Below are 25,002 nucleotides of genomic sequence, written 5' to 3'. Positions count from 1 at the left end.
TCACGCTCCGAAATGTGTTGGACTGGAAAGCGTTTCATCACACCACTGCGGAGTGAGCTTCACTGCTGGCCGGCGAAACGCGCCTTCTCCAAGGGCGGCAACGAGTCTCGGTCGACCAGCCGGTCCGGTCGGAAGTGCCGCAGCTCCGGTGCGGGTACCCCACCGAGCACTTCGGTGGCGGCGAGCCTGCCGAGCAGCGGTCCCAGCGTGACCCCGCTGTGCGTGGCCAGCACGTAGATCCGCCCGGTCTCGCCCAGGAAACCCGCCGCCGTCAACCCGTCGCCGGGCATCGACCGCTGTCCGACCCGGATGGACTCCAGAACCGCTCCGGAGGTCCCCGCCAGCAGGTCGTTCAGCCGCCGGCACAGCTCCTGGGCGTGGCGGCCGTCCACCGCAGGAGGATTCGCCGGATCCGCGTCGGCGTCCAGGTCCAAGCCCTGCACCACGAGCCGCCCGCCGCCGTCGGGACGCACGTTGAGCGCAGGCGTGGTCAGGACCGCGTCCAGCCTGGTCGGCAGCGCAGCGGTGTAGCCCAGCAGCCCGACGGTCGCCGATCCCGCGACGTCCGGATCGGCCATCGCCACCCGGTGACCGGTGGTCGCGGTGAGCGCCTCGGTCCAGCGCCCGGCAGCGAACACCACCGCGTCGGCGGTGGAGACCTGCCCGTCCGACAGGCCGATCCGCACCCCGTCTCCGGTCTCGGACACCGACACCACCTCGGCGGGGCACCGCAGTTCGGCGCCGTTCTCGCGGGCCTCTCCCCACAGGCGCGCGACCAGCAGTGCCGGGATCAGGTGGCCCTCGGTGGGGTAGTGGGCGATGTCCTGCACGCCGTCGGGAACGAGGAGGTCGGGCACCAGGTCGCGCGCCTGCGACGGCCCGATCCACTCCACCGGGTAGTCCCGGTCCTCCAGCTCGCGCACCGAGGCTGCCAGTCGTTCGGTCCCGGCCTGGTCCTCGGCCCACTCGATGTTGCCGCCCAGCGTCAGCCACGGCGCGCAGCGGCCCGGCGAGGCCGCCAGGACGTCGTGCTCGGCCATGCCCGCCACGTTCAGGTCGTGGTACGGGCGTGGGTTCTTGCTGTGCGAGTTCACCCAGGCGAACGAGGTGTTCGACGTGCCCGCCAGCGGCGCGGTGCGTTCGAAGACGGTGACCCGGGCACCTGCGAGGCTCAGCGAGCGCGCGGTTGCCGCGCCCAGGACACCCAGGCCGATCACGGCGATGTTCATGCTTGGACTGCCCTTTCGTTCTCGACGGCGGGACGGGCGGGGGTCAGCAGCGCGGTTCCCAGCACTGCCGCGGCGGAGACGGCGATGCCGTAGACCGCGTAGGGCACGGTGGTGTCCGCGAGCTGGGCGAGGGCACAGCCCAGGATGCCTGCGACCATTCCCGCGATGGCGGCGGTCGGGGTGAGCCGACGCCGCCGGTGCAGCAGGTACCCGAGGAAGATCGGCGCCGCCAGCGCCGCCGCGGAGTAGGCGTAGGTCGCCACCAGCCAGGTCAGCGCCTTCGGGAACAGGATCGCCAGCACCGCGGCGAGGACCGACACCCCGACGGTGATCATGCGCGAGAGGGTCACGGTCTGCCGCTCACCGGCCTGCTTGCCCGCGATGTTCTGGTAGACGTCGCGGGTCAGGTTGGCCACCACCGACTGCAGCGCGGCACCGGTGGTGGAGATGATGGTGGACACCAGGAACGCGCCGAAGACGATCACCAGCCAGGTCGGCAGCTGGGTGAGCAGCCAGCCGGCGGCGTCCTCCTCGTTGGCCAGGCCCGGGTTCATCGAGTGGACGGCGAGGCCGATGCACCCGGCGTAGATGCCTCCGATGAGCATCGTCAGGCCGGACAGGCCCAGCCCGCGACGGGCGTCGGAGACCTTCTTGGTGGCGAAGACCCGCTGGTAGTAGAGCTGGTTGGTGAGGGTTCCGGGCAGGATCGCCGCGACCCACAGCCAGATCTGGTCCCAGCCGGCCGCCGTGAACCCCTCCCAACCCCACAACCGCTGGGGGACGGTCGCGGTGATCTGGCCCCAACCTCCTGCGAGGTGGATGGCGTAGGCGGCCACGCCCAGCGACATAACGATCATGAAGATCCCGAACACGAAGTCGGTCCACGCCACCGAGGTCAGGCCGCCGGGCAGCACGAAGAACAACGACGCCACCATGATGACCAGGATCAGCGCGGTCGGCGACACGCCGGTGAGCTGGCCGAAGAGCTGCGCGAACGCGACGAACTGGGTGGCCAGCCAGCCGAACGGCACGACCAGCGCGGCCAGCGCGGCGATCGCGATGGCCAGCCGGTTGCGGCCGAACAGCTTGGTGATGATGTCGGGAACGGTGGTGAAGCGCTGCTCGCGCAGCCACTTCGCGATCCACATCAGCACCAGGAACCCGACCAGCACGCATCCCTCGTAGAGGAAGACCGACCACCCGGAGCGGTAGCCGATGCCGACGTGCGCGATGAGCACGCCGCCGCCGGTGGCGGTGGCGAACTGGGTGATGATGACGACGATCAGCGGCAGCGATTCACCCGCGGAAAGCCAGTCCGCGGAGTTCTTCGCCTTGCGTCCGAAGTAGACGGACATGCCGATGCCGAATCCGATGACGAGCAGGCTGGCGATGATGATCCCGGCGATCTGGCCGGTGGAACCGGTGAGCATGGTTGGCCTCCAGTGGGCTCACAGCGGGAAGCGGTTCGGGTCGAGCGTTGCGATGTCGTGCGAGGTGCCTCCGGTCAGCGCGAGGTCCGCGCCGATCTCGCCGAAGGCGGGGGCGAGCTTGAAGCCGTGCCCGGAGAAACCGGTCATGACGGTGGCCCGCCGGTGACCGGGGAGCGGGCCGAGCAGGGCGTGGTCGTCGGGGGTGAAGCCCTCGGCGAACGTGCCGGTCCGCATCGGGTGCGGTGTCACTCCTGGCAGGAGCCGCGCGGCGGCGGCCGAAGCGGCTCGTGCGTGGTCGGTGGTGGAGTTGCGCGGGAGGTCGTCGGGACCGTGGAGCTCGGGCCATCCGAGGTGGTGCGGCACGATCTTGATGGCGACCCCGTCGAGCGCGGGGAAGCAGGAGAACCCGGCTTCGGCGTGCCTGCGGATGGCGATGGGCAGCGAGTCCGGTGAGTGCGCTGCGACGTCGCGCGCCGCGAACCAGTAGGCGGTGATCAGGCGCGCCTCGACCGGGAGGTTCCGCAGCGGCGCCAGGTGTCGTGCCCACGGGCCGGGCGCGAAGATCACGTGATCGACGTCGAACGTGGTGTCGTTGCTGGTGATCCGCCAGCCGTCCGCGGTCTCGGTGGCGTCGGAGATGGGGTGGTAGGGCAGGATCTGAGCCCCGGCCGCCTCGGCGGATCTCAGCGCTGCCTGCACGGCGGGTTCCGGTCGCAGCACACCTGCCGCCGGGTCGAGCACCATGACTTCGCCGTCGTCGATCCGGTGCTGCGGGAACCGCTTTCGCGCCTCGGCGGTGTCGAGGACCTCGTGGTCGAGCCCGGCGTCCTCGGCGCAGCGCCGCACGGCGGCGACGTCGGGGTTCTCGGGCGCGCCGATGGTCAGCCCGCCGCACATCGTCAGCAGTTGCGCGTCCGCGCCGCGTTCCAGCTCGCGCCACAGCGCTTCGGCGCGTTGCAGCAGCGGCACGTAACCGGCGCCTTCCTTGTAGGCGGTGCGGAAGATGCGGGATTCGCCTGCCGAGGCGCCCCGGTCGTGGCCGGGGCCGTAGGCGTCAAAGGCCAGCACCTCGGCTCCGCGCAGCGCGAGCCGCCAGGCCGTCATGGCACCGATGACGCCGGTGCCGATCACCGCGACGCGAGTCATGAACACTCCTCCAAGGTTTTCCGGGCAGGCTGAACGAACGGTTCCACCGCGAAACCGTCAGGGGTGAAGGGGAATCAGCGGTCCTGCGTGGACAGGACGCTGTGCTCGATGAAGAACTCGACGAGGTCGGGACGGATGATGTGCCACATGGCTTCGGCGAGCTTGCCGTCGATGAGCCACGTCAGCCGGCGCAGCCGGATCACGGCTTGGCCGGAGGTGAGGTGCAGCCGGGACGCGGTGTCGTCGTCGAGCAGCACCGGGTCGATGTAGACGCGGGACTTGGCCGCGGGGACGCCGTTGCGGGAGAAGTAGTCGTGCACGGTCAGGTGTGCCAAGTCCTCGTCGAGCAGTCGTGGTGCCAGCGAGAAGGGGACCGCGGACAGTTCGATGGCGATCGGGTTGTCGTCGACGTCGAACTTGAGCCGGCGCAGCTGGACCACCGGCGCGTCGTCCTCCACCCCGGGCATCTCGACGTCGGCGTCGCGCGCCGGGATGACCGCAGCGGAGTCCACCGCGTGCCGCCCGGGGATCTCCGGGCCCTGCAGCGCGGGGTTGACCAGGCGCAGCAGGTTCTCCTGCCGCGCCCCTTCGGCGACGAACGTGCCGCGCCGACGGTGTCGTTCCACCAGCCCGGCCTGGGCCAGTTCGGTCAGCACCCGCTGAGCGGTGGCACGGCTGACCGAGTACTGCTCGCGCAGCTCCGCCTCGGTGGGGAGCTTGCTACCGGGCAGCAGCGCACCCGAGCGGATCCGCTGCTCCAGTTCGGTGCGGATGCGCAGGTACGCCGGGGTTGTCATGGACGGAATCTAGCTCCGCGCAATTGACCGGTCAATAGAAAATTCGAGCGGTCAAAAGCTGTAACCCGACGTTGACAGGACGCGACCGCAACGCGAACGGGCGCACTCGGCGATCCGGACGCCGAGTGCGCAGAGGGTGGTCGGGCTAGGAGTTCGGGCTGCTCAGCACCGCGAGGCAGTCGACTGCGATGGCGCCGTGCTCGTCGAGCAGCAGCGGGTTGACGTCGAGTTCGACGAGGTCGTCGGCGAGGTCGTGGGCCAGCCAGGAGAGCCTGGCGATGGCGTCGGCCGCCGCGTCGAGATCGCGCGGGGCATGGCCCCGGACGCCCGCGAGGACCTCGCTGCCGCGCAGGGACAGCAGGAGTCGTTTTGCCGAGGCGGCGTCCAGCGGTGCCACGCCCACCTGGCTGTCGGCGAGGACCTCCACCAGGACACCGCCGAGCCCGACGACCACGACCGGGCCGAACGCGGGGTCGTGCTTGATGCCGACGATCAGCTCGGTGCCGGACGACATCCGCTGCACGAGCAGCCTGGCCCCCGGATCCAGCCGCAGGAGGTCCTCGGCGGCCGACTGGACCTCGGCGTCGGTGCGCAGTCCCAGCCGCACGCCACCGATGTCGGACTTGTGGCCGATGCTGCGCGAGAGGATCTTCACCGCCACCGGTATCCCCAGGTCGCGCGCGGCGGCGACCGCGCCCTGCGGGTCCTTGGCCGGGAAGGCGCCCGCGCACGGCACCCCGTAGGCCGCGATGAGCCTGCTGGACTCGTGCTCGTCGAGCTGCTCGCGCCCGTGATCGCGGGCTTCGCACAGGATGGCGCGCACGGCCCTGCTGTCGATGTCGTGCGGCCGCCGCGAGCTCGGTGGAGCGGGGCGCAGGCTGTACCCGGCCAGCGCGCCCAGCGCTGCGGCCGCGCGTCCGGGGTCGGTGAAGCACGGAATCCCCAGCTCCCGCAGCCACTCCCGGGGACGTCCGCTGCCGCCGGTCCACACCACGATCAGCGGTCGGTCCGTGGCGCGGTGGGCGTGCTCGACGGCGCCGATGAGCTCCTCCGCGACGTGGTCGGAATTGCCCAGCAGCACCGCGATCATGTCCGAGCCCGGGTGCTCCACCGCGATCTCCAGGGCGTGCCGCAGCATCGCCGGGTCGCTGATCAGGTTCGCGGTGAGGTCCACCGGGTTGCGCGGCGAACCGAACGCGGGGAGCACCTCGGCCATCCGGCGCTGCCACTCGGACTCCCAGGGGAGGACGTCCAAGCCGTGGCGGGCGGCGGCGTCGGCCATCAGCACCCCGGCGCCGCCGGACAGCGACAGCGTGGTCAGACGCCTGCCCCGGGCCCTGCGTCCGTCGGCGAAGATCATCCCCGCGTCGAGCAGCTCCTCCATCCCGTCCACCCGCACCACGCCGAACTGCCGCACGACGCCGTCGAAGACCGCGTCCTCACCGGCCAGCGAGGCGGTGTGCGACGCCGCAGCCCTGGCACCGGCGTCCGACCGCCCGACCTTGACCGCCAGGACCGGTTTGTCCAGCTCGTGCGCTCGCCGGGCCACGGTCAGCAGTTCCCGGCCGTCGTGCACGCCTTCCAGGTAGGCCATCAGCACCCGGACCTCGTCGAGCTCGACCAGCCCGCCCAGCAGCTCGGCGACCGACAGGTCGGCTTCGTTGCCGGTGTTGAGGAAGTGCGAGATGCCGATCCCGGCGTGCTGCGCCGCGGAGAAGATGAAGGTGCCGAACGCGCCACTCTGGCTGACGAACGCCAACGGCCCCTCGCGCAGCTGGAAGTCCCCGTCCATCGCCGAGGTGAACGTCGGCATCGCCTTGTCGCGCAGGCTGAACATGCCCAGGCAGTTCGGCCCGAGCACCCGGATGCCGGTCTCGGAGACGACCTCGCTGAGCTGGTGCTGAAGTCGCGCTCCCTGCTCGTCGAGCTCGGCGAATCCCGCCGCGCCCACGATCGCCGCCGGAATCCCCCGATCGGCGCAGTCCCGGAGAGCGTCGACGACCTGGTCGGCGGGAAGCATGATCATCGCGAGGTCGATCTCGCCGTCGACGTCGGCCAGCCGGGGGTGGGCGGGAATCCCCTGCACCCGCGCGCGCACCGGGTTGATCGGCAGCAGCCTGCCCGCGTAGCCGAAGCGCTTCATCAGCGCGATCGCGCGGCCGGAGAGCTTGACCGGGTTGTTCGAAGCGCCGAGGACCGCGATCGACCTCGGGTGCAACATGCGGTGGATCGCCGGATGCGGGGCCGTGTTGCCGTCCATCGCGCTCCATCCCACCTGGCGCGTTGGCGCGCCGGTGTTTTCGATGCGTCGCGGCCCGCCGCGTCGCGGGCACCGGGTTCGAGGCTAGGCGAGCTTCGCTCCTGGGCCAAGACTCGGATCGACGTCCATCCACTGTGGAGCATGTGGTGCAGTCCACTCGCGAGATCGCTAACCCCGAGCCCCCGCGAAACGATGTAACGGATGAGTAAGCGTTCGCAGGGCGTTGTTGACATGAAGAACATGGGAGGGCATTCGTGGCTGCCGACCGACCGGAGAGTCGGGCATGGTGGATCTGGAGCGTGGCGGTGGTCGCCTACCTCGCCGCGGTATTTCACAGGGGCAGCTTGGGGGTTGCCGGGACGCAGGCGCTCGATCGGTTCGACGTCGGACCGGCCGCGCTCAGCGCGTTCACGGTGCTGCAGGTCGGCATCTACGCCGGCATGCAGATTCCCACCGGTTTGCTGGTGGATCGCTTCGGCGCACGCCGGGTGATCACCACGGCGGTGTTGTTGCTGGGAACCGGCCAGGCGCTGTTCGCGCTGGCCGACACGTACGCGATGGGACTGGCCGCGCGCGGCGTGCTGGGCCTGGGCGATGCGTTGATGTGGGTGAGCATTCTGCGCCTGGTGGCGGCGCACTTCTCGGCGCGGCGCTACGCGCTGGTGGCCACCATCTCCAGCGCTCTGGGGGCGCTGGGTGGTGTCGCGGCCACGTTCCCGCTGGCCGCGGCGCTGCGCGCGATCGGCTGGACCGGGACGTTCCTGCTGGTCGGCGCGCTGACGATGGCCTACGCGGCGGTGACGGTCTCGGTCGTGCGTGACACCACGCCGAAGGCCTCGGCTCCCAAGAGCGGGGGAGCGGTGCTGGCCCAGGTGCGGGACGCCTGGTCGGTGCCGGGAACGCGGCTGGCGTTCTGGACGCACTTCTGCACCATGTTCGTCTCGGGTGCGCTGACCCTGCTGTGGGGCTTCCCGTACCTGGTCGACGGGCTCGGCGTGGCCGCCTCCACGGCGAGCGTGCTGCTGAGCCTGCTGATCATCGGTCAGGTCGTGGGCGGCCCGCTGGTCGGAGCGCTCATCGGCAAGCGGCCGGAGTGCCGGATGTGGCTGGTCATGGGCTATCTCAGCCTCAACGCGCTGGCGTGGTGCGCGCTGCTGACCTGGCCGCAGGGCAGCCCGCCGCTGGCGGTGATCGCGGTGGCGTTCCTGATCTTCGCCATCGGCGGTCCGGTGTCCTCGGTGGCCTTCGCCCTGGTGCGCGACTACAACTCGCTGCGCCAGGTCGGCACCGCCACCGGTGTGGCCAACGCGGGTGGGCACTCGGCCACGGCGCTGGGCGTGCTGACCGTGGGTCTGGTGCTCGACCTGTTCGAGTTCATGCCCGGCGGTTCGGAGTACCGGGTGGCGATGCTGGCCCTGGTCGCGCTGCTGATCTTCGGCGCCTCGCGCACCTGGGTCTGGTGGCGGCGCGCTCGCGCCGAGGTCTTCGCCGCCGCGCAGCGCGGTGAGCAGGTGCCGGTGCTCCTGCACCGCCACCGCTGGGACCTGGACGTCCCGCGCCGCGAGGCCGTAGCGGTCTGATCGAGGGGGATGATGAGCGGTTCCGCCGAACCCGGGTTCGGCGGAACCGCTCTCACGTTGATCGAGACGTCCGCGCCTCCCTCAGAGCACGGTCGAGAGGTGCCAGGGGACGAATTCCTCCTCGCCGTAGCCGAGTTCCTCGCTCTTGGTCTCCTCGCCCGAGGCGACGCGCAGGATGTGCTGGAAGATCTCCTCGCCCATCTGCGCCACCGTCCTCTCGCCGTCGGCGATGACACCGCAGTTGATGTCCATGTCGTCGGTCATCCGCTCGTACAGCGGCGTATTGGTGGCCAGCTTGATGCTCGGCGCCGGCTTGCAGCCGAACGCCGAACCGCGCCCGGTGGTGAAGCACAGCAGCTGCGCTCCGCCCGCGATCAGCCCGGTGGCGTTGACCGGGTCGTAGCCGGGGGTGTCCATGAACATCAGGCCGCGGTCGGTGATCGGTTCCGCGTACTGCAGGACGTCGACGAGGTTGGTGGTGCCGCCCTTGGCGGCCGCGCCGAGCGACTTCTCCAGGATCGTGGTCAGCCCGCCCGCCTTGTTGCCGGGGGAGGGGTTGTTGTTGATCGAGCTGCCGTCGACCTGGACGTGCTTCTCCCACCAGTCGATCCGGTTCACCAGCTTCTCGCCGACCTCGCGGCTGACCGCGCGGCGGGTGAGCAGGTGCTCGGCACCGTAGATCTCGGTCGTCTCGCCGAACACCGCCGTGCCGCCGTGGCGGATCAGCAGGTCCGCCGCCGCTCCGAGCGCCGGGTTGGCGGTGATGCCGGAGTAGGCGTCCGAGCCGCCGCACTCCATGGCCAGCACCAGCTTGTCGGCGCCGACTGTCTGCCGCTGGTGCGAGTTGGCGATCGGCAGCATCTCCTCGATGCGCCGGACGCCCTCGGCGACGGTCTTCTTGGTGCCGCCGAACTCCTGGATGGTCATCGCGTGCACGGGCATGTCGTCGGGCAGCTTCAGGTCCTCGGTCAGCGCCCTGACCTGGTTGACCTCGCAGCCCAGCCCCAGCACCAGGAGTCCGGCGATGTTGGGGTGGCCGGCGTAGCCCTGCAGCGCCCGGCGCAGGACCTCGAAGCCCTCGTTGCCGCGTCCGCTGTGCCCGCAGCCGAGGGTGTGGGTGAGCGGGCAGATGCCGTCGACGTTCGGGTAGTCGTCGAGGATCCCGGACGCCTCGACGCGGCGGGCGATCATCTTCGCCGCCGTCGCCGAGCAGTTCACCGAGGTCAGCACCGCGAGGTAGTTGCGGGTGCCGACCCGGCCGTCGGGCCGCACGAAGCCCTGGAACGTGGCGCGCTGGTCCTCGGGCACGTACTCGGTGGTGGTGACGTCGGCACCGAAGGCGTGTTCGCGCTGGAACTCCTGGTAGGCGACGTTGTGGGTGTGCACGTGTTCACCGGCGGCGATGTCGCGGGAGGCGAACCCGATGATCTGCCCGTACTTGCGCACCGCCGCTCCCTCCGCGATGGCGGTGGTGGCGACCTTGTGCCCGCTCGGCACCGTGTTCGTGATCTCGAGTCCGGAGTAGGTGCCGGGCTCGATGTCCTGCCGGGCGATGAGGACGGAGTCCTCCTCGTGCAGGCGGAAACCCAACTGGTCCAAGGTCGGCGACGACAACCCGATCACCCTCGCTTCAGAAATGTGAAGTCACTTCGTAGTGGTGAACCGGATGCTAAACGTGCGAACGCCCGGTGTCACCGCGCAACGCGATGACCCGATTCTCACGCCCCGAACAAGCCGACGACAGCTCCAGACCCGAGCCGACTCCCTCCCGCGCCCGAGGTGGTGACCCGATTACCGCGGTATTCCGCGTCCTGATCACCGCCGTGATCGGGGTGGTACCCGGAACACCGCAGTAATCGGGTGGCGGATTACGGCGGTATTCCGGGTCGACCACGGACTCAGGGTGCGGTGGGTGACCGAGGTGAGCTCGTGGTTTTGGCGTGCGAGGTGGGGGTCAGATGAGGGAGGCGCACATTTCGCCGATCATGTAGGAGGGGGCGTTGGTGTTGCCTCCGGTGATGCTGGGCATGATCGAGGCGTCCGCGACCCAGAGGCCGTCGACGCCTCGCACGCGCAGCTGGGGGTCGACGACCGCTCGCTCGTCCACGCCCATCCGGCAGGTGCCGACCGGGTGGTAGACGGAGTGGATCCGGGTCGGCAGCTCGCGCCGCAGCGCGGTCTCGTCGAAGTACTTCGGGCCGGGGCTGAGCTCCTCGGTGACGTCCGCGGCGATGGTCTTGTTCGCCATGATCTCCCGGATCATGCCCATCGCCTCGATGAGGAACTCGGTGTCGGCCGGTTCGCTGAGATAACCGGGGTCGATCACCGGTGAGGCCGTCGGATCGGTCGAGGCCAGCCGGACCTCGCCGCGGCTCTCCGGGTAGATCAGCGTCGGGAAGATCGTCATCGCCGGGCGTGTGTCGGTCCGGTAGAGCTTGTCCTCGTCCTGGTTGGGCGTCGGGTAGCTCCACGGGATGGTGTGGATCTGCATGTCCGGCACGTCGCCCTTGGCGCGTGAGGTCTTGACGAAACCGACGGTCTCGAAGAGCGTTCTGCCCAGCCAGGACTCACCGCGCTTGCCGAGGGCTTCCTTGAGCATTCCGGAGGCCATGTAGGTCGCGGTGGAGCGGTGCAGGGCCTTCTTGGTCACGAACGTCATGGGCACGAACAGGTGGTCGTGCAGGTTCTGGCCCACCGGCAGGTCCGCCTCGACCTCGATGCCCTTCTCCTTGAGGTGACCGGCCGGGCCGACACCGGAGAGCATCAGGATCTGCGGCGATCCGACCACGCCTGCGGAGACCACCACTCCGTTGGAGGCGCGCAGCGTCTCCTTCCGGCCGCTCTTGGTGTCGATGACCTCCACGCCGGTCGCGCGGCCGTTCTCGATGATCACGCGCGCGACGTGCACGTGGGTGCGCACGCGCAGCGACGGCAGCTCGCGGTTGGTCAGGTAGCCGCGCGAGGAGCTGTAGCGGCGGCCCTTGCTCGCGCTCTGCTGGAAGACGCTCACGCCTTCCTGCGACTCGCCGTTGTAGTCGTCGATCCGCGGCACGCCGAGGGTTTCCTGCGCCGCGGCCATGAACTGCTCGCCGGCCGGGGTGACGTCCTTCTGCCGCGTGACCTCGATCGGGCCGCCCGCGCCGCGCACGTCGCTGGCGCCCTCCTCCCAGTTCTCCAGGCGCTTGAAGGCGGGTAAGACGTCCTGGTAGCTCCAGCCCTCGCAGCCCTCCGCGGCCCACGAGTCGTAGTTGTCCTTGTTGCCGCGCACGAACAGCATGCCGTTGACCGAGCTCGACCCGCCGAGGACCTTGCCCCTGGTCATCGGGATCTCGCGTTCGTGGGCGTGCTTCTGCGGTGTCGAGTACTGCTTCCAGGTCACCTGCTTCTTCAGCTGCGGCACGACGTGCAGCACGGAGATCATGCCGGGCACGGTGACGGTGGGGAGGTCGTCCTTGCGCCCGGCTTCCAGCAGGAGCACGTTCGCGCCGCGTTCGGCCAGCCTGCTGGCCACGACGGATCCGGCGCTGCCCGCGCCCACGACGATGTAATCGGCATCGCTCATCTTCGTTCAACTTCTCCAGTCGTCGCCGTTGACTGCTCCGGTGCGCGTGATCACGACCGGCTGGAAATGGTGGTCGCGTCGGCGAACCGCATGGTCAGCACGCCGATGTGGTTGGTGAACAGGGCCTTCCGCGGGAATCCGAGTCGCCGCAGGTCGTCGCTGATCGGGTGGTCGCCGAGTTCGACCCGCGCACCGCCGGGACGCATCCGGGTGCCGCCGGCGCGCATCGTCCAGGGGGTTCGCCGCAGGACGCCGTCGCGGTGGGTGTAGGCGTCGAGGGTCATCGCGCCCATCGCCGAGGGAGCGGGAACGCCGCGCCCGAACTCCATCGCGACGACGGGCCGGTCCTCCAGCCGCACCTCGCAGCGGTTGCGCTTGCCGCGGGTGCTGACGTCGATGGTGGAGATCTCCTTGGGGAACCCCCAGATGTTCTGCCCGGCTTCGCAGGTGAAGGTCTGGTCGACCGGCAGCCAGTGGATGAAGACGCCGGTCGAGCCGCGCACGCCGGGCTGCCTGCACATCAGGGCCACCAGGAACTCGTGGTACTCGCCCAGGTCGCAGTCGAGGTAATGGATGAACCCCAAGGTCGCGGGAACGCGTCCCGGGATCGGCGTGACCGGTTCGAGCCCGGCGGCGGCGAGCGTGTCGCGCGCGGGCCCGACCGGCACCAGGAACTGGGCTGTGATGCCGGTGGCCGCGCGCACTTCGACGGGCATGTGCACCCGTTCGCCCTGCACCACGTGCACGGAGTTCGTGAGAGGCTTCTCGTGCACCGCTGACCTGCCCTTTCCTCGTGTGCGGGTACGTCTTCGGACCACCATCACCAAGCGACAGTCATACAGATAATGGTTATGTGTATGTCCACAAGTCAAGGGTCCGATCGCGCGGCTCAACTCCGCGCGGCGGCCTCGCGGGTGCGGATGCGGCGCAGCATGCGCGCGTCGGCGAGCCCGACGGCCCGCGCGGCGGACTCGGCGGTGGCACCCCGGCCGAGCAGGTGATCGGCCCGCTCCAAGCGCAGGATCTGCTGGTAGCGCAGCGGTGTCAGCCCGGTGGCCTGGGTGAACGAGCGGGTGAGGGTGCGCTCGCTGACCCCGACGGCGGCGGCGAGTTCGCTCAGCGGCAGAGCGTCGGTGAAGCGGGCGTCGATGATGTCCTGGACCCGGTGCACGGCGTCGTCGAGGTGCGCGCGGTGCCGCAGCATCGCGCTCGCTTGCTGCTCGTCGCCGTTGCGGCGCGCGTAGACGACCATCGCCCGGGCCACCCGCGCCGCTTCGCCGGGGCCGTGCTCGCCCGCCAGCAGGTGGAGCGCGAGGTCGATGCCGCTGGCGATGCCGGCCGAGGTCACGACCCTTCGGTCGGACACGAACAGCACGTCGCGCACCACCGAGGTCGCCGGGTAGCGGCGCGCGAGCTCGTCCTGCAGGTCGTGGTGGGTGGTGCAGCGGCGTCCGTCGAGGAGTTTCGCCTGGCCGAGGACGTCCGCGCCCGAGCAGACGCTGGCGATCGTGCCGCCCGCCGCGTGGTGGGAGCGCAGCTTCTGCGCGGTCGCCGAGTGCAGCCGGGGCCAGCGCGGTGGTTCGGGCACTCGCGAGCCGGGGACCAGCACGAGGTCGTCGGCGGTGAGCTCGGGCCACGCGGTGCCAGCGCGCAGGGGGAGTCCCTGCGCGCTGATCACCTCGTCGTGCTGGGAGACGTAGCTGAGCTCGTAGTCGCGCCCGAGCTCGGCAGCGGTGGAGAACACCTGCGCCGGTCCCGCGAGGTCCAACAGGTGCAATCTCGGCAGCAGCAGGAAGACGACACGGCTCACGATCCGGTCAGCCTACCCCGGTCACCTCGGCGACCGTCCGGATCGAGGCGAACCGGCCGGCCAGCGCGTACTCGGTGCGCGCGATGGTCTCCTCGGCGCGCAGCGTCCGCGGATCGGCCAGCAGGTCCTCGACGCTGAGGTCGGCGGGAGCGTCCCGGTGCGCGACCGGGTTGGTCGACGTCGCGTCGATGACGAACGAGACGTCGTAGCCCAGATCGGAGCCGACCCGGGTGGTCGTCTCGCAGCACTGCTCGGTCCGGATGCCGCACACGGCGAGCTCCCGGATGCCTCGCCGCGTGAGCATCTGATCCAAATTCGTGCTGGTGAAGGCGTTGTGCGAGGTCTTGACCACGGTCGGCTCCCCTTCGTCGGGGTTGAGTCCGTCCAGCAGCCGCAGGTGCCCGTTGACCGGGTCGAACACCCCGCCCGAATCGGGCTCGCTGTGCAGCACCCACACCACGAGGTCCCCTTCGGCTCGGGCGTGGTCGACCAGCCGCGAAACCGACTGGGCGATGTCGGGGTTGGACATGGTCGGCCACAACGGCAACCGCTGGAAGGACTCCTGGACATCGATGACGAGAAGCGCTCTGCTCATGCCACGATCCTCTGCCGGAAATCGCCTCGGCAGAAGGCACGATCCCGCCACTTGACAGCACGATCCGGTCATCGCTGCTGCCTTTCGATGCTCGCACCTACGCGGGGCAGGTCGCGTACCGCTTCACGCTGCTCAACGTTCCCGCATTCGGCGTGAGTTCGCCGCTGGAATTCGTCTACGTCGAATCTCATGACGACGCTCGATACCTCGACGCCCACGATGCCGTGTCCTCGTACGGAGCCTTGTGGGGTCGGTTGCAGGCTGCCGCTCTCGGGCCAGTGGAGTCACGTGAGTTCCTCGCCGAGGCGGCGGAACAGATGGGTTGGTGACGACGAGAGGGGCGAGTTCGATGGGAAGTCAGCGCTGATCCACCGTTCAGGGGTGAGCGCTCCCGGCTGCTCGACGCGGGAGAGCTGACCCTGAACGTCGAGGTCAGGCCAGGGGTGGGGTTGCCACCGCAGTGACGTTGCAGTATCCGAACGGGCCTTCGGCGTCCTGGAACGTCGTGGACGCGGTGGCCACGCCGTCGTGGCTGAGGTGGCCGGTGGCCTCCATGCCGATCTCGGGCGTGGACGGCATCCGGCTGAGGGTGAGCGTGTAGTCGGCGTTGATGAAGCCCAGCGCGCCGCCCTTGGGCATGTTGGCCAGCGGGCTGGCGAAGTCCGCGGCGGTGGCCGTGCGGACGAACGGGGTCATGGTCTCGCCCTCGACCAGGTCGTGGGTGTCGCGGAGCCATGCTCGGCGGGCGCCCGCGTTGGACCAGTCGGTCGGGACACCGGATTCGTCGAGCATCCAGATGTTGAACGGCGGTTCCCACTGGCCCGCCGAGGCCGGGGGCGGGCCGAGTTCGGCGGGGGTGGGCATAGACCACGGCGGAGTGGTGGGGACTTCGCCCTGGGGCTGCTCACCTCGGCGGAGCAGGACGGCGCTGCCCCGGGCGACCGCCTTCTCCCCGGAGTAGATCGTGGCGTCGGCGACCCGGATGCGACGGCCGTCGCGGACCCGCTGCGTCTCGACGCGGACCGGTTCGAGCTGGGCACTGCGGAACAGGTCGACCGTCAGCCGGGCGAACTGGAAGTCCTCCGCGCCGTGCTCGATCTCCAGCGAGCGCGCCAGCAGGCCGCCGAACAACCGCCCGTGCATCATCTGCGGCGACCACGGGCTGCTCGCGTGCGGGGCCGGGACCAGCAGGTTCCCGTCGGGGCGGAAGAACGGCTCACCAGCGATGTCGACCATGAGCGGAGTCTAGAACGCCGGACCCGCGACGCCGTCGCGGTGGCCGCGCGGGGACGGGCGGTGGTGGCGATCCGGGTGCCGTGGTCAGCCGCGAGGCTTGGCGAAGGTGGACGCGCACGTCCAGGAATCGTCGGCGTCGGACCAGGCGCGTTCGCTGCTGAGCAGGGCCACCGCGGAGGTCTTGAGCTCGACGGGTTCGCCGGTGAGCAGGTGGACCAGGTCTTCCAGGCCGGGGTTGTGGCCGATGATCGCGGTCGTCATCGCGTTCACCGGCATCTCGCGCACGATCGCGAGCAGCTGGTGCGCGGTGGCGTCGTAGATGCGCTCGTCGAAGCTGACCTGCGGTTCGGCCGGGATGTGCGCCCCGGCGAGTTCCCAGGTCTGGCGGGTGCGCAGGGCCGGTGAGCAGCGCACGGCCTCGATCGCGTAGGCGTTGTCCCGCAGCCAGCGGCCCACTGCGGGAGCGTCGCGTCGGCCGCGCTCGGCCAGCGGCCGCTCGAAGTCCTCCACACCGTCCGGGTGGGCCGACTTCGCGTGCCGGACCAAGATCAGCTTCCGCCGCGCGTTCGCCATGTCACGTCCTACGAGCTCGCCGTTGAATCGGCTCCACAGTACCCAACGCCCACCCGCCTCCGCGCTGCGGAAGGCACACGATCTCCGCTGGTAGCAGGTCTTCACCCGGTGTTGGCCGCGTGTTGGGGCCCGGGTCGGCTCGTTCCACTGTGGAGGGTCGGGGTCCCGACCCTCCACGGGTGAGGCGGTCAGCCCTGGATCAGGCCCGGCTTGCCGGCCTGGATGGTGAAGGTGGCGCGGTCCGAGAGAGAACCGCCGGGGGCGGTGACCTGGTCGACGACGCGGTAGTCGGCGGTCCAGGAGTCGTGGGTGATGGTGTTGCGGACGTACCCGCGCTTGCGGTTGATGAACTTGATGTGCGGGTTCTCCTGCAGCTGCACCGAATCGCTCGGGTTCTGGTCGGAGCCGTTGCCGCCGGAGGTGATCGAGGTGCCCACCAGCTCCACGCCGACCGTCGCCGAGGCCGGGTCGTTGAAGTCGGCCTTGATGTCGGCGGCGTAGTTGGCGTGCACGTCACCGGTGATCACCACCGGGTTCGAGACGCCGGCCATTCGGTCGCGGAGCAGGTTGCGCTCGGCCGGGTAGTTGTCCCACGCGTCGTTGCTGAACGAGTCGGCATCGCCCGCGGTGAAGTCCCGCTGGCTGAAGAACACCTGCTGCGCCAGCACGTTCCAGCGCGCGGTCTGGCCGGAGAGGTTGTCCAGCAGCCACTTCCGCTGCTCGGCACCGAGGAGGGTGCGCTCCGGGTCGGCGACCTGCTCCGGCGGGACCTCCTGGTCGTCGCGGTACTGGCGGGTGTCCAGCAGGTGCACGTCGACCAGGTCGCCGAAGGTCAAGCGGCGGTGGATGCGGATGTCCGATTCCGACGGCCGCTGCGCGCGCCGCAGCGGCATGTGCTCGTAGTAGGCCTGGAACGCCTGCGCGCGGCGTTCGCGGAACACCGCCGGGTCCTGGTCGGGTTCGGTGTCGGGCTGGGAGAGGTCGCCCGCCCAGTTGTTCTCCACCTCGTGGTCGTCGAAGACCACGGCCCACGGGAACGCGGCGTGCGCTGCCTGCAGGGACGGGTCCGCCTTGTACTGGCCGAGCCGGGTCCGGTAGTCGGCGAGGTTCATGAGCTCGTGCGCGGGCACGTGCGGGCGCCCGATCGAGCCCGCGTCGCCGCCCTCGTAGATGTAGTCGCCGAGGAACGCCACCAGGTCCAGGTCCTCTTCGGCCATGTGCTGGTAGGCGGTGTACTGCCCGGCGACGTAGTTCTGGCAGCTGGCGAAGGCGAAGGAGAACCTGTCCAGCTTCGAGCCCGGCGCCGGGGCGGTCTTGGTGCGCCCGATCGGGCTGAGCTCGCTGCCGGCGCGGAAGCGGTAGAAGTACTCGGCGCCCGGCCGCAGTCCGGACACCTCGGCGTGCACGGAGTGAGCCGATGCGCGCTCGGCCTGCTCGGTGCCTTCGGCGACGACGTCGGTGAACCGCTCGTCGGTGGCGACCTGCCACTGCACCGGCACGATCTGGTCGGGCATGCCGCCGAAACCGTCCTCGGTCAGCGGCTCGGGGGCTAATCGGGTCCACAGCACCACGCCGTCCGGCAGCGGGTCACCGGAGGCGATGCCCAGCTGGAACGGTGCGCTGATCCGGCCGGTACCGGCACCGGCGGCACCGGCCAGCCCGGAAGAGCCCAGCGCCGCAACGCCGATGGCAGCCGAACCGGCCAGCAGCACCTGGCGTCGGTTGGGGCGGAAGGAGTTCGAGGTCATGCTCCACCTGTTCGGTCAGTTTCGGGAAAACCGGACTGACGCTATGGAGCACAGATGACGTCCTGGCGAACCCCAGGCGGATTCAGAACGGACTCTTGACCTGGGCAGAGGTGGGCTCAGCCCTGGGACAGCTGGTCCAATCCCGCGCGGAGGTCGTCGAAGTTCATCACGGGAAAGACGTCGATCTTCGCCTCCAGGTTGGAGAAGAACGGGTCGAGCATCGACACGAGCTGGGACTCGTCGGCGATGTCGCAGATGAACAGCGCCGTGCGCTGGCCGTCCTGCGGCAGGAAGTAGGAAGCCTCGGGCTTGAGCTGTTCGTGAGCCCGTTCCATCGCCACCTTCATCGAGCCGTCGGTCACCGCGGTGTTGGCCGCCTGCAGGCCCGGCCTGATCCTGATGAGCATTCGCATGGTCTCCGCCCCTGCCATCCCATCGCGGAGTGCCGGGTGGGCACCCTGTCGACCACACCAGTGTCAGCCGCGTCCGGGAGCCCGGGGACCGGCCGAAAGTCCTGGCCTCAGGCGCGGAAACCGCGGACGTAGCGCCGCTGCCAGGGAGTTTCGACCGCGCCGGGGTGGTAGTGGGTGCGGACGAAGGCCACGGCTTCACCGGGCGGGACGCCGTCGAGGACGGCGAGGCAGGCCAGCGCCGTGCCGGTGCGCCCGCGGCCTCCGCCACAGGCGAGTTCGACGCGTTCGCCGCCTGCTCGACGCCACGCCTCCCGGAGGGCGTCGGCGGCGTCGGCGCGGTCGGCGGGGAGCCGGAAGTCCGGCCAGCGCACCCAGCGGGAATCCCACTCGACCGGGGTGGGGCGGCGGCCCAGCAGGTGCAGCGCGAACTCCGGGCGCGGGCCTTTGGGGAGCGGTCTGCGCAACCCGCGTCCCCGGACCAGGCGTCCCGACGGAAGTGTCAGCACCCCAGGTGCGTCGGCGTCCCAAGCGGCCATGCGAGGAGTTCTACCAACCTTCGCGGGCCGACGCGGGATACTCCGGGATGTGACCGCCGATGACACCTGGGCCGGGCTGGCCGACGAGTTCGCCGACGGGGCGTACGCCTCGGTCAAGGGGCGCGTGCGCACCCACGTGGTCCACCGGCAGCTGGTGGAGCACCTGCCGCCGCCACCGGCGAGGATCCTCGACGTCGGCGCCGGTGCGGGACACCAGTCGTTCCCGCTGGCCAGGGCGGGTTACGAGGTCGTCCTGATGGATTCCTCGACGGGCATGCTGGACAAGGCGCGGCAACGGCTCCAGCAGCTCCCCGAGGACGCCCGGCGACGGGTCACCTTCGTCGAGGGCGACGGGGCGAACGCCTCGCAGGCGGTAGGCGGACAGCGGTTCGACGCCGTGCTGTGCCACGGCGTGATCGGCTACCTCGACGATCCCGAACCGGTGGTCGACCAGCTCTGCCGGTGCGCCGCTCCCGGCGGCCTGGTGTCGATCATGGCCGGCAACGCCGGGGCGATGGCCGTGCGCCCTGCCCTGGAGCGGCGGTGGGCCGACGCCCTCGCCTCGTTCGACGCCACCCGCGAGACGGGTGTGCTCGGACTGCCGACCCGCGCCGACACTGTCGAGGAGATCAGCGACCTCATCGACGCGCGCGGCGTCCGGCCCGTCCAGTGGTACGGCGTGTGGCTGTTCGTCGACTGGCTCGACCTCGGCGGAGCCGCGCTCGACCCGAACGACGCCGACCAGCTGCGGGCCGCGGCCGAGGTCGAGCTCGAAGCCGGTCGACGCGACCCGTACCGCGGGCTCAGCCGGCTCTTCCACCTCGTCGGCCGCGCGGAGCGCTGAACCGGGCTTCCGCTGCGCGACATCCCCGTTGCCCGCCGGGCCGTCGAGGGACGAACCTCTGATCAGGCGCGCTGGTAGGAGGTCGGTGGAGTGGACGTCTCCTTCGGAACGCTGTGGGAAGCGATCGCCGAGCGCATGCCCCGCTCGATCGCGATCTCCGAACCCGGGTTCGACCGCGACTACGGCCAGTTCGAGCGGCGTGCCGCCAGACTCGCCGGTGCGCTGGCCGAATCCGGCGTCCGGGCGGGCGACAAGGTCGCCTGCTACCTCCACAACGGCGCCGCCTACCTGGAGACGGTGTTCGCGGCGTTCAAGCTCGGGGCCGTCCCGGTCAACGTCAACTACCGCTACACGCGGGACGAACTCGCCGAGCTGCTCACCGACGCCGACGCGAAAGCACTGGTGTTCAGCTCCGAACTCGCCGCCAACATCGTGAACCTGCCCCCGATGCGGCTCGTCGTGGGAACCGATGCGCTGGAGGAGCTCCTCGCGGCGACACCGCCGAGGCCGCCCGAGCCGCGTCCCGGCACCGACCGGCTGTTCATGTACACCGGCGGCACGACCGGCAAGCCCAAGGGCGTGATCTGGCAGCTGTCGGACCTGCTGAACTCGTTGCTGGTGCCCATCTTCCGGCCGCTGGGAGTCCCCGAGCTCCCTGCGACGCTGGGGGAGGCGGTGCGCATCGCCGAGCGCAGCGCAGACCTGGCGCCGCGCACGATGCCGGTCGTCCCGCTGATGCACGGGACCGGGCTGTTCAACTCGATGGGCGCGCTGCTCGTCGGCGGACGGGTGGTGACCGCGCGGCCGGGCGGGCTCGACGCCGAGCACGTGTGGCGGCGGGTCGCCGAGCAGCGGGTGAGCACGCTGATCCTGGCCGGGAACGCCGTCGGACGTCCGCTGGTGGACGAGCTGCGCAAGGCCGAGAGCGCGGGAGCTCCGCACGATCTGGGATCACTGCGGTCGGTGATCAGCTCCGGCACGGCGTTCAGCGACGAGCTCAAGCGGGCGTTGCACCAGCGCGCCGAGGTGACCGTGTTCGACGCGATCGCCTCCAGCGAGGGCGGTCCCTTCGCGTTCGCGGTCACCTCCTCGGTCCGCGACCTGCCGTCGCGGTTCCACCCGGTGCCCGGGACCAGGGTCATCACGCCCGGAGGGGCGGAGGTCGAGCCGGGGGAGACCGGTGTGCTGGCCTACTCCGGGCCGATGCCGCTCGGCTACCACAACGACAGCGCCAAGACCGCGACGACGTTCCGCGACATCGACGGACGGCGGCACTCCGTGCCCGGTGACCTGGCGCAGCTCGAACCCGACGGCGCGATCCGGTTCCTCGGGCGCGGCTCCGGGGTGATCAACACCGGAGGCGAGAAGGTCCACCCGCCGGAGGTCGAGGAGGTCCTGCTCGACCACCCCGACGTCACCGACTGCGTCGTCATCGGCATCCCCGACGACCACTGGGGCGAACGCGTGGCCGCCCTGGTCGCGACGGCCTCCCCGGACCTCACCGCAGCGGACCTCCACGCCTGGGCCCGCCGCACCCTCGCGGGCCACAAGATCCCCCGCCAGATCACCTTCCGCCCCGAACTCCCCAGAACGCCCACGGGCAAGCTCGAACTCGCCCGCGCCAAGTCACTCCTGGAGAACCCCTGACCCGGCGCCCAATTCAAATTTCGCGCGAAATTCGAATTCTTCACCCGGGAGGGCGGCGGGGGTTCGGGGTGGTCACGGGGTTGATCTGCGGGGGAGTCGGATTTCGGCTTCGTCCCAGGGTCCCGTGCTTCCTCGCGGGGTGTAGTGGTCGAGGCGGTGCGAGGTGGCGATGATCCGGCGGACCTCGGTCAGGTCCGCGACGTGGCCGGCGGCTCTGGCCTGGGTGAGGAGGTTTCCGGTCGCCGTGGCTTCGACCGGGCCCGCCACGACCGGGGTGCCCAGGGCGTCGGCCGTGAACTGGCAGAGCAGTTCGTTGCGGGCGCCGCCGCCGACGAGGTGGACGACGTCGACGTCCCGGCCGGAGAGTTCGGCGGCCTCGCGAATTGCGCGGCGGTGGGCCAGGGCGAGGCTTTCGAGGATGCAGCGGACCAGAGCCCCTCGCGTCTGCGGAACCGGCTGATCCGTCTCGCGGCAGGCTTCGGCGATGCGGCCCGGCATGTCGCCGGGCGCCAGGAACCGGGTGTCCTCGGCGTCGACGACCGCCGTCAAAGGTTCCGCCCGCGCCGCCTCGGCCAGCAGATCGGGCAGGTCTTCCGAGGTCAGACCCCAGGTTCGGAGGCTCTCCTGGAGCAGCCACAGGCCCATGATGTTGCGCAGGAAGCGGACCGCGCCGTCGATGCCGAGCTCGTTGGTGAAGTTCGCGCGGCGAGCTTCCTCGGTGAGTACCGGAGCGGGCAGCTCCAGGCCGGTCAACGACCAGGTGCCGGTGCACACGTAGGCGAAGTTCGGCGACCGGGCGGGAACCCCGACCACCGCCGAGGCGGTGTCGTGCGAACCGACCGCCACCACCGACGTGCCGGTCGAACCCGTCTCCCCGGCCACCGACGGCAGCAGCTCGCCCACGACGTCGCCCGGTCTGCGCAGCGGGGGCAGCAGCGACGGGTCGATGCCCGCCGCCCGCGCCAGCTCCGGTGACCACTCGTGCGTTCGCGCGTCGAGCAGACCGGTGGTGGAGGCGTTGGTCAGCTCCGCCCCCACCTGCCCGGTCAGCCAGTACCCGATCAGGTCCGGGATCAGCAGCAGCACCTCCGCCGCCTCCAGCGCCGCGCCCTTCGATGCGGCGAGCTGGAAGATCGTGTTGAACGGCAGGAACTGCAAACCGTTGCGCGCGAACAGCTCCGGAGCGCCGAACGAGTCCACGAAGGACTCCGCGACCGAATCGGTCCGCGAGTCCCGGTAGTGGAACGGCTCGCCCAGCAGCGAGCCCGAGGAGTCCAGCAGCCCGTAGTCGACCGCCCAGGAATCCACCCCGACCGACACCGGCCCACCGGCCTTGCGCAGCCCGGCGAGCACCTCGCGGAACAGCCCGACCGCGTCCCAGTGCAACCCGTCCGGCAGCGGCACCGGGCCGTTGGCGAACCGGTGCACCTCCGTGGTCTCCAGCCGCCCGGCGGTGAGCCGTCCGAGGACGACCCGCCCGCTGGAAGCGCCCAGGTCCACCGCCGCGAACGTCGGCGACTCCGTCGTCATCCGAGCACTCCCTCAGCGCAGGAACGCCGCGGCGACACCCGCGTCGACCGGCACGTGCAGTCCAGTGGTGTGCGTGAGATCCCCGCCCACCAGCGCGAACACCGCCGCTGCCACGTGCTCGGGCAGCACCTCGCGCTTGAGGATGGTGCGCTGGGCGTAGAACTCGCCGAGCTTCTCCTCCTCCACGCCGTAGACCTTCGCCCGCTGCGCGCCCCAACCACCGGCGAAGATGCCCGACCCGCGCACCACACCGTCGGGGTTGACGCCGTTGACCCGGATGCCGTGCTCGCCCAGCTCCGCGGCCAGCAGCCGCACCTGGTGCGCCTGGTCGGCCTTCGTCGCGCCGTAGGCGACGTTGTTCGGGCCCGCGAACACCGAGTTCTTGCTGGCGATGTAGACGATGTCGCCGCCCATGCCCTGGGCGATCATCACCCGCGCCGCCTCCCGCGAAGCCAGGAACGAGCCGCGCGCCATCACGTCGTGCTGCAGGTCCCAGTCGGCGACCGACGTCTCCAGCAGCGGCTTCGAGATCGACAGGCCCGCGTTGTTGACCACCAGGTCCACACCGCCGAAGGCCAGCGCCGCGGCTCGGAAGGCCGCCGCGATCTGCTCCTCGTCGGTGACGTCGACGCGCACCGCGACGGCCTTGTCCGGTCCGCCGAGCTCGTCGGCCAGCGCCTGGGCGTTGTCGAGGTCGAGATCGGCCAGCACCACGCACGCGCCCTCGGACGAGAGCCGTTGCGCGGTGGCCTTCCCGATTCCCGAGCCCGCCCCGGTGACCAGCGCGACGCGGGTCGCCAGCGGCTTGGGCCGGGGCATCCGGGCGAGCTTGGCCTCCTCCAGCGCCCAGTACTCGATGCGGAACTTCTCCGCCTCGTCGATCGGCTGGTAGGTGGAGATCGCCTCCGCACCGCGCATCACGTTGATCGCGTTGCGGTAGAACTCGGCGGCCACGCGCGCCGTCTGCGCGTCCTTGCCGAAGGAGAACATGCCGATCCCCGGCACGAGCACGATCGCCGGATCCGCACCGCGCATCGCAGGCGAGTCGGGCTCGGCGAACCGGTCGTAGTAGGCGCGGTAGTCCTCCCGGTAGCTCTCGTGGAGCTGCTTGAGCCGGGCCACCACCTCGTCGAACTCGGCGTGGGGCTCGAGGTCGAGCACCAGCGGGCGGACCTTGGTGCGCAGGAAGTGGTCCGGGCAGGAGGTGCCCAGCGCAGCCAGGCGAGGGTGGTTCTCGCGCGCCAGGAACTCCAGTACCTCCGGTGCGTCGTCGAAGTGGCCGATCTGCGGCCGGTCGGTGGAGGCCAGGCCGCGGATCACCGGACCCAGCTCGGCCGCCCGCCGCCTGCGCTGCTCCTCCGGCAGCGGCTCGAAGCCCTCGATGACCGGCCCGAACGGCTCGGGCCTGCCGCGCTCGGCGATGAACTTCTCCGCGGTGCGGATGATGTGCAGCGAGTTCTGCGCACACTCCTCGCTGGTCGCACCCCACGCGGTGATGCCGTGGCCGCCCAGGACCACGCCGATGGCCCGCGGGTTCGCCTCCTTGATCGCGGCGATGTCCAGGCCCAGCTGGAAACCGGGGCGCCGCCACGGAACCCACGCGACCAGGTCGCCGAAGCACTCCGCGGTCAGCGCCTCACCATCGGCGGCCGTGGCCAGCGCGATGCCGGCGTCGGGGTGCAGGTGGTCGATGTGGGCGGCCTCGACCAGTCCGTGCATGGCGGTGTCGATCGACGGTGCCGCACCGCCCTTGCCGTGCAGGCAGTGGTCGAAGGCGCCGACCATCTCGTCCTCGCGGTCCACACCCGGGTAGACGTCGACCAGCGCTCGCAGCCGGTCCAGCCGCAGCACGGCCAACCCCGCCTCGGTCAGCGTCCCCAGATCACCACCGGAACCCTTGACCCACATCAGCGGAACCGGACCGCCGGTCACCGGGTCCGTCTCCTCGCCCTTGGCCGAGGCGTTGCCCCCGGCGTAGTTGGTGTTGCGGGGGTCCGCGCCCAGTTCGTGCGAACGCGCAAGCAGCGCAGCCACTTCGGGATGCGTCGAGCTCATGTCAAACCTCT

General features: G+C 70.5%; 21 protein-coding genes. 4 read left to right on the top strand and 17 right to left on the bottom strand.

Annotated features, from left to right (window positions below):
- Nucleotides 1-59 precede the first annotated feature (59 nt).
- The 5 genes from AB0J78_RS22825 to AB0J78_RS22805 all read right to left on the bottom strand — a co-directional run bounded on the left by AB0J78_RS22825 (nucleotide 60) and on the right by AB0J78_RS22805 (nucleotide 6,862).
- The gene (locus tag AB0J78_RS22825) at nucleotides 60-1,229 is read right to left on the bottom strand and encodes an FAD-binding oxidoreductase (RefSeq protein ID WP_363792162.1); all 1,170 of its coding nucleotides are present in this window, start codon (nucleotides 1,227-1,229) and stop codon (nucleotides 60-62) included.
- A complete protein-coding gene (locus tag AB0J78_RS22820) occupies nucleotides 1,226-2,659 on the bottom strand; it encodes a sodium:solute symporter family protein (RefSeq protein ID WP_363792160.1) in 1,434 nt (477 codons plus the stop codon). Before AB0J78_RS22820 ends, AB0J78_RS22825 begins: the two co-directional genes overlap by 4 nt.
- A gap of 18 nt (nucleotides 2,660-2,677) precedes the next feature.
- Nucleotides 2,678-3,805 (bottom strand): N-methyl-L-tryptophan oxidase, encoded by a 1,128-nt coding sequence (solA, locus tag AB0J78_RS22815; protein ID WP_363792158.1) that lies wholly within the window; start codon nucleotides 3,803-3,805, stop codon nucleotides 2,678-2,680.
- A gap of 74 nt (nucleotides 3,806-3,879) precedes the next feature.
- Nucleotides 3,880-4,602: a GntR family transcriptional regulator gene (locus AB0J78_RS22810; RefSeq protein ID WP_363792156.1), complete on the bottom strand. Its 723-nt coding sequence runs from the start codon at nucleotides 4,600-4,602 to the stop codon at nucleotides 3,880-3,882.
- A gap of 145 nt (nucleotides 4,603-4,747) precedes the next feature.
- Nucleotides 4,748-6,862 carry an acetate--CoA ligase family protein gene (locus tag AB0J78_RS22805; RefSeq protein ID WP_363792154.1) on the bottom strand — a complete coding sequence of 705 codons (2,115 nt, stop codon included), beginning with the start codon at nucleotides 6,860-6,862 and terminating at the stop codon, nucleotides 4,748-4,750.
- A gap of 254 nt (nucleotides 6,863-7,116) precedes the next feature.
- Here AB0J78_RS22805 and AB0J78_RS22800 point away from each other — a divergent pair, with 254 nt between their 5' ends.
- On the top strand, nucleotides 7,117-8,442 hold the full coding sequence (locus AB0J78_RS22800) for an MFS transporter (protein ID WP_363792152.1): 1,326 nt from the start codon (nucleotides 7,117-7,119) through the stop codon (nucleotides 8,440-8,442).
- Between the two features lie 81 nt (nucleotides 8,443-8,523).
- On the opposite strand, the gene AB0J78_RS22795 is transcribed toward AB0J78_RS22800, so the two are convergent.
- The 5 genes from AB0J78_RS22795 to AB0J78_RS22775 all read right to left on the bottom strand — a co-directional run bounded on the left by AB0J78_RS22795 (nucleotide 8,524) and on the right by AB0J78_RS22775 (nucleotide 14,409).
- The gene (locus AB0J78_RS22795) at nucleotides 8,524-10,065 is read right to left on the bottom strand and encodes an altronate dehydratase family protein (protein WP_363792150.1); all 1,542 of its coding nucleotides are present in this window, start codon (nucleotides 10,063-10,065) and stop codon (nucleotides 8,524-8,526) included.
- Nucleotides 10,066-10,396: 331 nt separating this feature from the next.
- Nucleotides 10,397-12,004 (bottom strand): GMC family oxidoreductase N-terminal domain-containing protein, encoded by a 1,608-nt coding sequence (locus AB0J78_RS22790; protein WP_363792148.1) that lies wholly within the window; start codon nucleotides 12,002-12,004, stop codon nucleotides 10,397-10,399.
- Nucleotides 12,005-12,054: 50 nt separating this feature from the next.
- Nucleotides 12,055-12,777: an acetoacetate decarboxylase family protein gene (locus tag AB0J78_RS22785; RefSeq protein ID WP_363792146.1), complete on the bottom strand. Its 723-nt coding sequence runs from the start codon at nucleotides 12,775-12,777 to the stop codon at nucleotides 12,055-12,057.
- Nucleotides 12,778-12,893: 116 nt separating this feature from the next.
- Complete coding sequence (locus AB0J78_RS22780; RefSeq protein ID WP_363792144.1) at nucleotides 12,894-13,814, bottom strand: DJ-1/PfpI family protein; 921 nt, start codon at nucleotides 13,812-13,814, stop codon at nucleotides 12,894-12,896.
- Nucleotides 13,815-13,821: 7 nt separating this feature from the next.
- Nucleotides 13,822-14,409 (bottom strand): isochorismatase family protein, encoded by a 588-nt coding sequence (locus tag AB0J78_RS22775; protein WP_363792142.1) that lies wholly within the window; start codon nucleotides 14,407-14,409, stop codon nucleotides 13,822-13,824.
- An 11-nt stretch (nucleotides 14,410-14,420) separates the two neighbouring features.
- Here AB0J78_RS22775 and AB0J78_RS22770 point away from each other — a divergent pair, with 11 nt between their 5' ends.
- Complete coding sequence (locus AB0J78_RS22770) at nucleotides 14,421-14,738, top strand: Scr1 family TA system antitoxin-like transcriptional regulator (protein ID WP_363792294.1); 318 nt, start codon at nucleotides 14,421-14,423, stop codon at nucleotides 14,736-14,738.
- Between the two features lie 103 nt (nucleotides 14,739-14,841).
- Here AB0J78_RS22770 and AB0J78_RS22765 read toward each other — a convergent pair whose 3' ends face one another.
- From AB0J78_RS22765 to AB0J78_RS22745, 5 genes are all read right to left on the bottom strand, one after another.
- Nucleotides 14,842-15,645: an acyl-CoA thioesterase domain-containing protein gene (locus AB0J78_RS22765; RefSeq protein ID WP_363792140.1), complete on the bottom strand. Its 804-nt coding sequence runs from the start codon at nucleotides 15,643-15,645 to the stop codon at nucleotides 14,842-14,844.
- 84 nt (nucleotides 15,646-15,729) lie between these two features.
- Entirely contained in the window at nucleotides 15,730-16,218 is a 489-nt protein-coding gene (locus AB0J78_RS22760) for a histidine phosphatase family protein (RefSeq protein WP_363792138.1), read from the bottom strand.
- Between the two features lie 188 nt (nucleotides 16,219-16,406).
- Nucleotides 16,407-17,966: an alkaline phosphatase D family protein gene (locus AB0J78_RS22755; protein WP_363792136.1), complete on the bottom strand. Its 1,560-nt coding sequence runs from the start codon at nucleotides 17,964-17,966 to the stop codon at nucleotides 16,407-16,409.
- A 116-nt stretch (nucleotides 17,967-18,082) separates the two neighbouring features.
- Nucleotides 18,083-18,373 (bottom strand): hypothetical protein, encoded by a 291-nt coding sequence (locus AB0J78_RS22750; protein ID WP_363792134.1) that lies wholly within the window; start codon nucleotides 18,371-18,373, stop codon nucleotides 18,083-18,085.
- Between the two features lie 113 nt (nucleotides 18,374-18,486).
- Nucleotides 18,487-18,915, bottom strand: a complete 429-nt coding sequence (locus AB0J78_RS22745) for a protein phosphatase (RefSeq protein WP_363792132.1) — start codon at nucleotides 18,913-18,915, stop codon at nucleotides 18,487-18,489.
- Nucleotides 18,916-18,964: 49 nt separating this feature from the next.
- Between AB0J78_RS22745 and AB0J78_RS22740 the strand changes: the two genes are divergently transcribed.
- Both AB0J78_RS22740 and AB0J78_RS22735 read left to right on the top strand, forming a co-directional pair.
- Complete coding sequence (locus AB0J78_RS22740) at nucleotides 18,965-19,759, top strand: methyltransferase (protein ID WP_363792130.1); 795 nt, start codon at nucleotides 18,965-18,967, stop codon at nucleotides 19,757-19,759.
- 90 nt (nucleotides 19,760-19,849) lie between these two features.
- Entirely contained in the window at nucleotides 19,850-21,406 is a 1,557-nt protein-coding gene (locus AB0J78_RS22735) for an AMP-binding protein (RefSeq protein ID WP_363792128.1), read from the top strand.
- 72 nt (nucleotides 21,407-21,478) lie between these two features.
- Here the strand turns inward: AB0J78_RS22735 and AB0J78_RS22730 are convergent, their stop codons facing one another.
- Both AB0J78_RS22730 and AB0J78_RS22725 read right to left on the bottom strand, forming a co-directional pair.
- Entirely contained in the window at nucleotides 21,479-22,936 is a 1,458-nt protein-coding gene (locus AB0J78_RS22730; protein WP_363792126.1) for a rhamnulokinase family protein, read from the bottom strand.
- 12 nt (nucleotides 22,937-22,948) lie between these two features.
- The gene (locus tag AB0J78_RS22725; protein WP_363792124.1) at nucleotides 22,949-24,991 is read right to left on the bottom strand and encodes a bifunctional aldolase/short-chain dehydrogenase; all 2,043 of its coding nucleotides are present in this window, start codon (nucleotides 24,989-24,991) and stop codon (nucleotides 22,949-22,951) included.
- Between the last annotated feature and the right edge of the window lie 11 nt (nucleotides 24,992-25,002).

The organism is Saccharopolyspora sp. NPDC049426, assembly GCF_040676935.1.
Classification (GTDB): domain Bacteria; phylum Actinomycetota; class Actinomycetes; order Mycobacteriales; family Pseudonocardiaceae; genus Saccharopolyspora.
This window is presented reverse-complemented; position numbering and strand designations above follow the sequence as displayed.